The organism is Ectopseudomonas chengduensis (assembly GCF_900102635.1).
GTDB classification, from domain to species: domain Bacteria; phylum Pseudomonadota; class Gammaproteobacteria; order Pseudomonadales; family Pseudomonadaceae; genus Aquipseudomonas; species Aquipseudomonas chengduensis.
Window position 1 is genome coordinate 235,131 of sequence record NZ_FMZQ01000005.1, and the last position, 12,103, is coordinate 247,233.

Here is a 12,103-nt window from a genome sequence, read left to right on the forward strand (position 1 = left end):
GTATCGAAGCTATCCCCGGATTGCATCCGGGCTACGGGCTGAGGCGCTTGGGCCGCTGCCTTGCACCAACAAGAGGTATTGAACGGCCAAACGAAAAGCCCCGGCACAGGGCCGGGGCTTCGATCAGCGCGGGGTGTTTGCCGTCAGAGGAAGGCGAACTTGGCGATGAAGATCACGCACAGCGCATAGAGGCTCAGCGAGACCTTGTCGCTCTGGCCGGTCAGCAGTTTCAGCGTGGCGTAGGTGAGGAAGCCCAGGGCGATGCCGTTGGCGATGGAGAAGGTCAGCGGCATCATCACCACGGTCACGATAGCCGGGATGGTGTCGGTATGATCCTTCCAATCGATATGCGCCATGCCGCTCATCATCAGCATTGCTACGTAGATCAGCGCGCCCGCGGTGGCGTAGGCCGGAATCATGCCAGCCAGCGGGGCGAAGAACATCGCCGCGAGGAACAGCAGGCCGACGGTGATGGCGGTCAGCCCGGTACGGCCACCCGCGGCGACGCCTGCAGCGCTTTCCACGTAGCTGGTCACCGGCGGGCAGCCGACCATGGCGCCCACAACGCTCGAGGTAGAGTCGGCTTTCAGCGCCTTGGACAGGTTCTGGATCTTGCCATCCTCATCTACCAGGTTGGCGCGGTGGGCGACGCCCATCAGGGTGCCGGCGGTGTCGAACATGTTCACGAAGAGAAACGCCAGGATCACGCTGATCATCGCCACGTTGAACGCGCCGGCGATATCCATGGCCAGGAAGGTCGGGGCCAGGTTTGGCGGCATCGACACCAGGCCACCATACTCCACCAGGCCGAGTGCCCAGCCGATGGCGGTCACGCCGAGCATGCTGAAGAGGATGGCGCCAAACACGTTGCGGTGGCTGAGCACGGCGATCAGCAGGAAGCATACGGCGGCGAGTAGCGCCGACGGGTTGCTGAACGAGCCCATGGTCAACAGGGTGGCCGGGCTGTCGACGACGATACCGGCGGTCTTCAAGCCGATCAGGCCGAGGAACAGGCCGACCCCGGCGCCCATGGCGAAGCGCAGGCTCATCGGGATGCTGTTGAGCAGCCATTCGCGGATCTTCGACAGGCTCATGATCATGAACAGCACGCCGGAGATGAACACCGCGCCGAGGGCGATCTGCCAGCTATAGCCCATTTCACCGACGACGGTGTAGGTGAAGAACGCGTTCAGGCCCATGCCCGGCGCCAGGCCCACTGGCCAGTTGGCGTACAGCCCCATCAGGAAGCAGCCCAGGGCCGCCCCGATGCAGGTGGCGACGAAGGCGGCGCCATGATCGATGCCGGCAGTGGCCATGATGTTGGGATTGACGAAGATGATGTAGGCCATGGTGACGAAGGTCGTCAGGCCGGCCAGCAGCTCGGTCTTGATGGTGGTGCGGTGCTCGGTCAGTTTGAAGAAGCGGTCGAGCAGGCCACCTCTTGCCAGTTGATTCGCGTGTTGTTCTTGTTTGACGCTTTCCACAGCGGGTACTCCTCATCTCTCTTGTTGTGTACCGCCCAGAGCCTTGCGCAAGAACAATGCTCTCTGAGGCAGGCGGTGTTTTCGGTGGTGCTTCCTGGCTAAGTTGTTGACCGAGCGGTCAAGAAGTCACTCGAGCGCGATTATGCTGTTGTATACAAAAAATGCAATTAATGTTTTTAATGTTGCATTAATCGCACCAGTCGAACCTGCGGATGGAAAAGCGCATGGATTTGGCGACAATCCCTTCAGGGCTTTAAATAAAATGCTTATAAAACAAATGGATGGAATTTTTGTTTGGTTGAGGACGACGCTCGATCTAGCGTCGGCTCGGCAGCCTGACCGGGTTCTTAGCCGCTAATGAACTGAGAAGACGGCTGTATATAAAGAAAGAATTTGTTGTTCTGCGCTCAGAGGTGGGTGATATGCAGGCGAGGGTCAGCTACGACGTCATACAACGAAGGGTGTGATGGCTGATTGACTTGTGTACAATTGTCTTAATTTTTTTCTGATGTTTTTTCGCTCGGAGCTTGTCAGCTACCGGGTAGAACACAGTAGAGTCGCAGTGTCGCCGACTCTCATTGACGCGAGCCAGAATGAACGATCAATTGCAGCCTCTCAAGAAGCAGCCGCGCGTGGGCAAAAGCAGCCGCAGCGGGACTCAGGACGATGTCGTATATGCCCATATCTTCGATGCCATTCTTGAGCAGCGTCTGGCGCCAGGCACCAAGCTGAGTGAAGAGGCGCTGGGTGAGATCTTCGGCGTCAGTCGCACCATCATTCGCCGCGCTCTGTCACGCCTGGCCCACGAGGGTGTGGTACTGCTGCGTCCGAACCGCGGTGCGGTAGTCGCCAGCCCGAGCGTCGAAGAAGCTCGGCAGATCTTCTATGCACGCCGCCTGGTTGAGCGCGCCATCACCGAACTGGCCGTCGAGCACGCGACAGTCGAGCAGTTGGCCGAGCTGCGGCAGATGGTCAAGGACGAGCAGGACAGTTTCTCCCGTGGTGATCGTGGTGCGGGTATTCGCCTGTCCGGCGAGTTCCACCTGAAGCTGGCCGAGGCCGCGCGTAATGCGCCGCTGGTAAGCTTCCAGCGCAGCCTGGTGTCGCAGACCTCGCTGATCATCGCCCAGTACGAAAGTGGCAGCCGCTCGCATTGCTCCTACGACGAACACAACCAGCTGATCGACGCCATTGAGGCGCGCGATGCCGAGCGTGCGGTGCACCTGATGATGCACCACATGGATCACATCGACAGCAAGCTCAACCTGGACGAGGAAAGCGCCTCGGATGACCTGCACGCGGTGTTCTCGCACCTGCTGCAGACCAAGAAGAAGCCGGGTCGTAGCGCTGCCAATCGCTGATTCGTTGTGTGTAACAAGAAAGCCCCGCTGCGCGAGCAGCGGGGCTTTTTCATTGGTGGTGTCGGCGCTCTGCAGCTGTTTCGACGCTTGTGTAGGAGCCGCGCCTCGCGGCGAATTGGGTTGGTAGCAACTTCGCCCCGGGGCGGGGCTCCCACAAGTTGGCGTCCGCCTATCCAATTTTAAGGTAGCTCCGCGCTCAGTTTCAGGGTGGGTTAGCCGCTTTCACCGCTACCGGCCGTTTCGCCGTGCCCGATGCGGCGTAACCCACCATCGGCGCAACGCGTTCCATCGCCTGGTGGATTACGCGGCGCACCGCTCTCATCCACGCCTGCGCGATTGGCGTTCAGCGCCGCTAATCCACCCTACGTGGAGTAGCATCCGGCCTCACTTTAGGTGGCTCCACGCAACCTGCGCTCAGCGCTGGTGCACCGATACACCCGCGGCGAAGGTCTCTTTCACGGCGCGGTCATCGCCAAGCATGGTCAGGGCGAACAGTCGTTCTTCCAGGCTCTTGGCCTGCTGCATGCGGTAACTGATCAGCGGCGTGGCGTTGTAGTCCAGCACCAGGAAGTCTGCGTCCTTGCCGGGCAGGAAGTTGCCCAGCTTGTCGTCCAGGTACAGCGCATTGGCGCCGCCCAGGGTGGCCAGGTACAGCGACTTGAACGGGTCGAGTTTCTTGCCCTGCAGCTGCATCACCTTGTACGCCTCGTTCAGCGATTGCAGTTGGCTGAAGCTGGTGCCGGCGCCGACATCGGTACCCAGGCCGACGCGCACGCCATGGGCTTCCAGCTTATTCAGGTCGAACAGGCCGCTGCCCAGGAACAGGTTGGAGGTCGGACAGAAGGCCACGGCCGAGCCGGTTTCGGCCAGGCGCTTGCACTCGTCTTCGCACAGGTGCACGCCATGGGCGAACACCGCGCGCGGGCCGATCAGCTTGTGGTGGTCGTAGACGTCGAGGTAGCCCTTGCGCTCGGGGAACAGTGCCTTGACCCATTCGATCTCCTTGCGGTTTTCGGACAGGTGGGTGTGCATGTACAGGTCCGGATACTCGCCCAGCAGCTTGCCGGCCAGCTCCAGTTGCTCCGGCGTACTGGTCGGGGCGAAGCGCGGGGTGACCGCATAGTGCAGGCGGCCCTTGCCGTGCCAGCGTTCGATCAGCGCCTTGCTCTCGGCGTAGCCGGACTCGGCGGTGTCGGTCAGGTAGTCCGGGGCGTTGCGATCCATCAGCACCTTGCCGGCGATCATGCGCAGGTTGAGCTTGTCGGCCTGCTCGAAAAAGGCATCCACCGACTGCGGGTGCACGCTGCCGAACACCAGGGCGGTGGTGGTGCCGTTGCGCAACAGTTCCTTGAGGAAGATCGCCGCTACATCGCTGGCATGCGCCTTGTCTTCGAATTGCCGCTCGGTAGGGAAGGTGTAGGTGTTGAGCCAGTCCAGCAACTGCTCGCCGTAGGAGGCGATCATGCCGGTCTGCGGGTAGTGGATATGGGTGTCGATGAAACCGGGGGTGATCAGCGCGTCGCGGTAGTGCTGGACCTCGACACCGGCCAGCTTCGGCAGCAGCTCGGCAGCCGCGCCAACCTGGGCGACCTTGCCGTTTTCGATCAGCAGGATGCCGTCCTCGAAATACTCATAGGATTGCTCGACACCGACCACGGCCGGGTCGGCAAGGCTGTGCAGGATGGCGGCGCGGTAGGCTTTGATGTTGGTGGTCATCTATTACGTCTCGATTGGGGCAGGCAGTGCGTAGGGTGTGCTGTGCGCACCATGGGCAATGCGGTGTTATTGGTGCGCGCGGCGCACCCTACTGGGCGCGCTGCGAATTAGGCAGAGTCAGGACCGGCGCGAGGCCGGCAGCAGCTTGGCGACGCTGGATTCGCCTTTCTTCACGTCCTGGCCAAAGCTGGCGTTGTAAGTGGCGATCACTTCGCCGGCGATGGACACGGCAATTTCCACCGGCAGCTTGCCTTTAACTTCGGCCAGGCCCATGGGGCAGCGCATGCGTGCCATCAGCGTGTCCTCGAAGCCGCGTTCGCGCAGGCGATGCTCGAACTTGACGCGTTTGGTCTTCGAGCCGATCAGGCCGTAGTAGGCGAAGTCGCCGCGTTTGAGGATCGCCGCGGTCAGCTCCAGATCGAGCTGGTGGTTGTGGGTCATGACGATGTAGTAGCTGCCGGGCGGCATGTTCTCCACCTCGTCGACCACTTCGTCATTGACGATCTTCTCCACGCCGGCGGGGATGTGCTCGGGAAATTCATTCTCCCGCGAGTCGATCCAGCGCACCTTGCACGGCAGACTGGCGAGTAGCGGCACCAGTGCGCGGCCGACATGGCCGGCGCCGAACACGGCGATCTGCGCCTGTGGCTGGCCCATGGGCTCGAACAGCAGCACGGTGGCGCCGCCGCAGCACTGGCCCAGGCTGGCGCCGAGGGAGAAACGTTCCAGGCGCGTGTCCTGGCTGCGGCTGGCGAGCATCTCGCGGGCCATTTCCATGGCCTTGTATTCCAGATGGCCGCCGCCGATGGTCTCGAAGATGCGCTCGGCGGTGACCACCATCTTCGAGCCGGCATTACGCGGCGTCGAGCCGCGTTCCTCGATGATGGTCACCAGCACGCAGGCTTCACCTTTTTGCTGCAGGTCGGCGAGGGCACTGATCCAGCTCATTTGCTCAGCCTCCAGGAAGGCGTGGTCTGTCCCGGGCGCGGCAGGCGCCAGTTGCTCGGCGACGGGTCGAGAATGGGGACCGGTGCCGGGCGAGCGGGCGGGTTATTCGGTTCGGTGTGTTTTGTCATTGTTTTACACCTGCTGGGCTGTGCGTCTACGGCCTGGTGGACAACGCTTCGCGGTTGTCCACCCTACGAACCGTCATAGGGTGGATGTCGCGCAGACGTAGGGTGGGCTTCAGCCCACCAATACACGCCGTTGATGTTGGTGGGCTGAAGCCCACCCTACGCTCCGGCCGTTTCCATTTCGACGGCGCTTGTTCTGGCTTGTTTCAACTTACGCATCTGCTCCACGCCCCAGAGCACGCGCTCAGGCGTGGCCGGGGCGTCGATCTGCGGTTGCACCTTGTAGTCTGCCAGGCTGGCCACGGCGTCCTTCAGGGCGCACCAGGCGGCGATGCCGAGCATGAACGGCGGCTCGCCCACGGCCTTGGAGTGGAACACGGTGTCTTCCGGGTTCTTGCGGTTCTCCACCAGCTTCACGCGCAGGTCGATGGGCATGTCGGCGATGGCCGGGATCTTGTAGCTGGCCGGGCCGTTGGTCATCAGCTTGCCCTTGGCGTTCCACACCAGCTCTTCCATGGTCAGCCAGCCCATGCCCTGGATGAAGGCGCCTTCGACCTGGCCGATGTCGATGGCCGGGTTCAGAGAGTCGCCGACGTCGTGCAGGATGTCGCCGCGCAGCATGCGGTATTCGCCGGTCAGGGTGTCGACCAGCACTTCCACGCAGGCCACGCCGTAGGCGTAGTAATAGAAGGGGCGGCCGGCCGCCTTGTCGCGGTCGTAGTAGATTTTCGGCGTGCGGTAGAAACCGGTCGACGACAGCGAGACCTGGCCGAAGTAGGCCTTCTGGATCATCTCCTCGAAGGACAGGAAGTGATCACGCACGCGCACCTGGCCGTTGCGGAATTCCACGTCTTCCGGGGTGACCTTGTACTCGCGCACCAGGAAGTCCACCAGGCGCTGCTTGATGGTTTCGGCTGCGTTCTTCGCCGCCATGCCGTTGAGGTCAGCGCCGCTGGAGGCCGCGGTCGGCGAGGTATTGGGCACCTTGTCGGTGTTGGTGGCGGTGATCTGGATACGCTCGATATCGACTTGGAACACCTCGGCGACGACCTGCGCGACCTTGGTGTTGAGGCCCTGGCCCATCTCGGTGCCGCCGTGGTTGAGGTGGATCGAACCGTCGGTGTAGATGTGGATCAGCGCCCCGGCCTGGTTGAGGAAGGTGGCGGTGAAGCTGATGCCGAATTTCACCGGGGTCATGGCCAGGCCTTTCTTCAATACCGGGCTCTTGGCGTTGAAGGCGCGAATTTCTTCACGACGCTTGGCGTACTCGGCGCTTTCCTCCAGCTCGGCGGTCATCTCGTGGATAACGTTGTGCTCGACGGTCTGGTGGTAGTGGGTGACGTTGCGCTCGGTTTTGCCGTAGTAGTTAAGCTTGCGCACTTCCAGCGGGTCCTTGCCGAGGTGGCGCGCCACGGCGTCCATCACTTCCTCGATGGCGACCATGCCCTGTGGGCCGCCGAAGCCGCGGTAGGCGGTGTTCGAGGCGGTGTTGGTCTTGCAGCGATGACCGTTGATGGTGGCGTTGCCGAGGAAGTAGGCGTTGTCCGAGTGGAACATGGCGCGGTCGACGATAGAGCCGGACAGGTCCGGCGAGTAGCCGCAGTTACCGGCCAGGTCCATCTCGATGCCGTGCAGCAGGCCGTCGTCATCGAAGCCGACGTCGTACTCGACGTAGAAGGGGTGACGCTTGCCGGTCATGCTCATGTCTTCCATGCGCGGCAGGCGCATCTTGGTCGGCCGGCCGGTGAGGTGGGCGATGACCGCGCACAGACACGCCGGGCCGGCAGCCTGGGTTTCCTTGCCGCCGAAACCACCGCCCATGCGGCGCATGTCGATGACGATCTTGTTCATCGGCACGCCGAGCACTTCGGCGACCAGCTTCTGCACCTCGGTGGGGTTCTGCGTCGAGGTGTAGACCAGCATGCCGCCGTCTTCAGTCGGCATCACCGAGGAAATCTGGGTTTCCAGGTAGAAGTGCTCCTGGCCGCCGATATGCAGGGTGCCCTGCAGGCGACGCGGGGCGCTGGCCAGTTTGCTGGCCGAGTCGCCGATGCGGTGGGTGTGGCTGGCGAGCACGAAATGCTTCTTGCGGTAGGCCTCGACCACGTCGAGCACCGGCTCCAGGTCTTCGTATTCGACGATGGCGGCCATGGCCGCCTTGCGCGCGGTTTCCAGGCTGTCGGCGGCTACCGCCAGCACCACCTGGCCAACGTACTCGACCTTGCCGTCGGCCAGCAGCGGGTCACCGGCGACCACCGGGCCGATATCCAGCTGGCCCGGCACGTCATCCTTGGTGATGGCGATGGCCACGCCCGGAAACTCGTAGCAGGGGCGGGTGTCGATGCGCAGGATGCGCGCATGGGCACGGTCCGACTGGCGCGCATAGACGTGCAACTGGTTGGGGAATTCCAGGCGGTCGTCGACATAGACCGCTTCGCCGGACACATGCTTGTCCGCGCTCTCGTGCTTGACGCTGCGGCCGACGCCGCTGGTCATGCCGGCGCGGAACAGGGCGGCCAGCTCTTCCTGGGATTTGTGTTCGATATGACTGGACATCTTCGCCTCCAAAACTTCGCATGCCGCCGGGCGTGCCGGCGGCGTATCAATTCACTGCACGCTTACGCGTAGGCGGTAACCCTGGTCTCGACCTCGGGCGACTGCTGCTCCAGGAAGAACTTGCGCAGCAGGTTCTGGGCAGTGAGCAGGCGGTATTCCTTGCTGGCGCGGAAATCCGACAGCGGGGTGAAGTCCTCACCCAGTGCGTTGCAGGCACGTTCGATCACGCCCGGATACCAGGCCGAGCCGACCAGGGCCGCTTCGCAGGCGCTGGCGCGTTTGGGGATGGCGGCCATGCCGCCGAAGGCGATGCGCGCTTCGGTGACCACGCCGTCGACGATAGTCAGGTTGAAGGCGGCGCAGACGGCGGAAATGTCGTCGTCCAGGCGCTTCGATACCTTGTAGGCGCGGAACGCCTGGTTGGCCTGGGCGCGCGGCACGATGATCTTCTCGATGAATTCGGCTTCCTGGCGCGCGGTCACCTTGTAGTCGAGGAAGTAGTCCTGCAGCGGCAGGATGCGCCGCGTGTTGCCCTGACGCAGGGCGATCTGCGCACCGAGGGCGATCAGCAGCGGCGGGGCGTCGCCGATGGGTGAGGCGTTGCCGATATTGCCGCCCAGGGTGCCCTGGTTGCGGATCTGCAGCGAGGCGAAGCGGTGCAGCAGCTCGCCGAAGTCCGGGTACTCGCGCGACAGCGCTTCGTAGCAGTCGGACAGGGCCGCGGTCGCGCCGATCTCGATGTCCTTGTCGGTCACCTCGATGCGCTTCATGTCTTCGATATGGCCGACGTAGATCATCACCGGCAGCTCGCGGTGGAACTGGGTGACTTCCAGGGCCAGGTCGGTACCACCGGCGAGCAGGCGCGCCTCGGGGTTGGCGGCATAGAGGTCGGCCAGGTCGGCCACGGTCAGCGGCACCAGGCAGCGCTTGTCGCCACTGTTGAGCTCGGCAGTTTCACGCGGGGCGATGGCCTGGAGCTGAGCCACGGTGTTGCTTTCGAAGGCATCGAACTGATCCGGCTGCTTCTGGCAGCAGGCCTGCTCGGCGGCGTCGATGATCGGGCGGTAGCCAGTGCAGCGGCACAGGTTGCCGGCCAGCGCTTCCATCGTCGCGCCCTTGTCGTAGCCGCTCGAATTCTTCTGCAGGGCGAACAGCGACATGATGAAACCGGGGGTGCAGAAGCCGCACTGCGAGCCATGGCAGTCGACCATCGCCTGCTGCACGCTGTGCAGCTTGCCCTGGTGCTTGAGGTCTTCGACGGTGATCAGCTGCTTGCCGTGCAGGCTGGAGACGAAGGTCAGGCAGGAGTTGAGGGTGCGATAACGAACGCGGTCGCCATCGAGCTCGCCTACCACCACGGTGCAGGCACCGCAGTCGCCGGAGGCGCAGCCTTCCTTGGTTCCGGTCTTGCCGACGTGTTCACGCAGGTAATTGAGCACGGTGACGTTGGGGTCCAGGGCATGCTCGGTGCGCAGCTCCCGGTTGAGTAAAAACTGGATCAAGGACGACCTCCAGGCACTTTATTGTTATGAATCGTTTGGCTCGCCGGGTATGTGCACGCATTGCAAGGCCCGGAAGTGATTGGCCATGGAGGCAATCTAGAGTTTTCTGACTTTTGGGTCAACAAATATTTGACCTCGTGGTCAGCTGCTTGTCATGCGTTTCGGTTATGAGCGCGGCGGGCGGGATTTATGCTCTGAGAGTAGCGGTTTTCGTGCCAGCGAGGGCTCTGCTGCGGGACTTTCGTAGGCACGCGCGGGGCCGCCTGGGTCGTGCGCACCAGCCGGTCGAAGTCGAAATGGTGGGCGCATGGCGCACCCTAGGTGACAAACGAAACCCCGGGAGCCTGCGCTGCCGGGGTTGATTGGGTGTGCTCGAACAGGGGGCTCAGGTCGGTTGCGACTCACTCAGTTGGTGCTCTTCGCCGGCGTAGTAGGCGCGCACCTTGGGGTCCATCACGGCGCGCCACAGCGGCGGGAACACCGCGAGCACGATCATTCCGGCGTAGCCATTGGGCAACTGCGGGCTGTCGTCGAAATGGCGTAGCACCTGATAGCGGCGCTTGGCATAGGCGTGGTGGTCGGAATGGCGCTGCAGATGGAAGAGAAACAGGTTGGTCAGCAGGAAGTTGCTGTTCCAGGAGTGGTGCGCATTGGTGCGCTCGTAGCGGCCGCTGTCCAGTTTGCGCCGGTGCAGGCCGTAGTGTTCGACATAGTTGACGATCTCCAGCAGGGTAAAGGCGATAACCGCCTGGCCGAGGAAGAACAGGGCGCCGAGCGGGCCTAAGGCCAGGGTGAAGCCGAGCAGGAACAGCGCGCTGATGGCGTACCACCAGATCAGCTCGTTGCGCCAATGCAGGGCCGGTAAGCTGCGCCGCTTGAGACGCTCGGCCTCGAGCTTCCAGGCGTTGAGAAAGTTGTGCTTGTAGGCATGCGGCAGAAAGGCGTACAGGCTCTGGCCGAAGCGTGAGGAGGAGGCATCTTCGGGCGTCGATACATGCACGTGATGGCCGCGCACATGTTCGACCTTGAAGCCGGCGTAGCACACCGCTGCCAGCAGCAGGCCGCCGGCGTTCTGCTCCAGTGTCGGGTCCTTGTGGATCAGCTCGTGCGACACGGTGATGCCGATGGCGCCCATCACCGTGCCTACCGACAGCACCCAGCCGAGCTGGCCGACCCAGCTCCAGCCCTCGTAACTGGCGAATATCCAGCCGCTCCACACCAGCATCGCCAGCAGCAGCGGCACCGTGGCCAGACTCAGCAGTCGGTAGTAGCCCTGGGCTTCGAGGGCCGGCACTTCGTCGCACTCATCCGGGTTGGCCGGGTCGCGACCGACAATGAAGTCCAGCAAGGGAATGACACCGAACACCACGCTGATCACCAGCCAGGGCCAGGCGTCGGCGTGCGCGCTGCCCTGCGACCAGTAATAGCTGAGGGGGATGCCCAGTACCGGGATCAGCCAGATCCAGTAGCCGACCTTCTTCAGGGCGAGCATCCAGCGCGACGGCAGGCGTTCGAACATCGGATTCTCCAAGTCATTATTGTTCTGGGTTTTACCTCAGATTGTAGGACAATCCATTTTCGCGGCCAGACTTCCACGGCCAACCTTTAGAACGGAAAGTGCCCCGCGGGGACGCTTGGCGGGGTAACACCCTGTGTTACACTCGCCGCCAGATTTTCTTGCTCCCGCCCAGCCGTGGCGGGGCTCCCAGACTCGACCGCCTGCCCCTGGATCGACGCAAATAAGGAATGTCATGACGTTCAAGGCCCCGGACAGCCTCGCCGAGCAAATTGCCCATTACCTGGCCGAACGCATCATTCGCGGTGAGCTCAAGGAACGTGAGCGCATTCAGGAGCAGAAGGTTACCCAGGCCCTCAACGTCAGCCGTGGCTCGGTGCGCGAAGCGCTGCTGATTCTCGAACGCCGCCACCTGATCGTGATCCTGCCGCGCCGAGGCGCCCAGGTCAGCGAACTGACCCCGCACCACGTCACCAGCCTCTACGCACTGAGCATCGAGCTCTACATCATGCTGGCGCGCGCGGTGATCGAGCGCTGGAAGGTGGAGACCGACCTGGCGCCCTTCATCGATATCCAGCAGCGCCTGCTGGCCAGCCTGGAGCGTGGCGATATCGGCGCCTTCGTCGAGAACAGCTTCGACGTGATGCGTGCGGCCTTTCCCTTCGCCGACAACCCGTACCTGCAGGAAACCCTGGAGAACCTGCTGCCGGCCATCAGCCGCACCTACCACCTGGCGCTGGAGCGGCGCAAAGGCGAGATGGGCCAGTTCATGGGCACCTTCGCCAGCCTGCTGCAGGCGATCATCGCCCGTGACAACGAGCGTGCCCGCGAAGTGCTGCAAGCCTACGGTCAGCACAACTGCCAGCTGGTGCTGGCAACCCTGGCCGAGCGCTAA

8 protein-coding genes are annotated in these 12,103 nt (G+C 62.9%); 2 read left to right on the plus strand and 6 right to left on the minus strand.

Features of this window, described 5'->3' with window-relative positions; genetic code table 11:
* Positions 1 to 143: 143 nt before the first annotated feature.
* The gene (locus BLS08_RS10835) at positions 144 to 1,484 is read right to left on the minus strand and encodes an NCS2 family permease (RefSeq protein WP_055986295.1); all 1,341 of its coding nucleotides are present in this window, start codon (positions 1,482 to 1,484) and stop codon (positions 144 to 146) included.
* 593 nt (positions 1,485 to 2,077) lie between these two features.
* Here BLS08_RS10835 and BLS08_RS10840 point away from each other — a divergent pair.
* On the plus strand, positions 2,078 to 2,845 hold the full coding sequence (locus BLS08_RS10840) for a GntR family transcriptional regulator (RefSeq protein WP_021490620.1): 768 nt from the start codon (positions 2,078 to 2,080) through the stop codon (positions 2,843 to 2,845).
* 414 nt (positions 2,846 to 3,259) lie between these two features.
* Here the strand turns inward: BLS08_RS10840 and guaD are convergent, their stop codons facing one another.
* From guaD to BLS08_RS10865, 5 genes are all read right to left on the minus strand, one after another.
* Entirely contained in the window at positions 3,260 to 4,561 is a 1,302-nt protein-coding gene (gene guaD / locus BLS08_RS10845; protein ID WP_055986289.1) for a guanine deaminase, read from the minus strand.
* A 117-nt stretch (positions 4,562 to 4,678) separates the two neighbouring features.
* A complete protein-coding gene (xdhC, locus tag BLS08_RS10850) occupies positions 4,679 to 5,509 on the minus strand; it encodes a xanthine dehydrogenase accessory protein XdhC (protein WP_055986286.1) in 831 nt (276 codons plus the stop codon).
* A 284-nt stretch (positions 5,510 to 5,793) separates the two neighbouring features.
* Positions 5,794 to 8,190, minus strand: a complete 2,397-nt coding sequence (xdhB, locus tag BLS08_RS10855; RefSeq protein WP_055986283.1) for a xanthine dehydrogenase molybdopterin binding subunit — start codon at positions 8,188 to 8,190, stop codon at positions 5,794 to 5,796.
* Between the two features lie 62 nt (positions 8,191 to 8,252).
* Positions 8,253 to 9,692 carry a xanthine dehydrogenase small subunit gene (gene xdhA / locus BLS08_RS10860; protein WP_055986280.1) on the minus strand — a complete coding sequence of 480 codons (1,440 nt, stop codon included), beginning with the start codon at positions 9,690 to 9,692 and terminating at the stop codon, positions 8,253 to 8,255.
* A gap of 385 nt (positions 9,693 to 10,077) precedes the next feature.
* Positions 10,078 to 11,211: an alkane 1-monooxygenase gene (locus BLS08_RS10865; RefSeq protein ID WP_045735338.1), complete on the minus strand. Its 1,134-nt coding sequence runs from the start codon at positions 11,209 to 11,211 to the stop codon at positions 10,078 to 10,080.
* Between the two features lie 232 nt (positions 11,212 to 11,443).
* Here BLS08_RS10865 and BLS08_RS10870 point away from each other — a divergent pair, with 232 nt between their 5' ends.
* Positions 11,444 to 12,103 (plus strand): GntR family transcriptional regulator, encoded by a 660-nt coding sequence (locus BLS08_RS10870; protein WP_045735339.1) that lies wholly within the window; start codon positions 11,444 to 11,446, stop codon positions 12,101 to 12,103.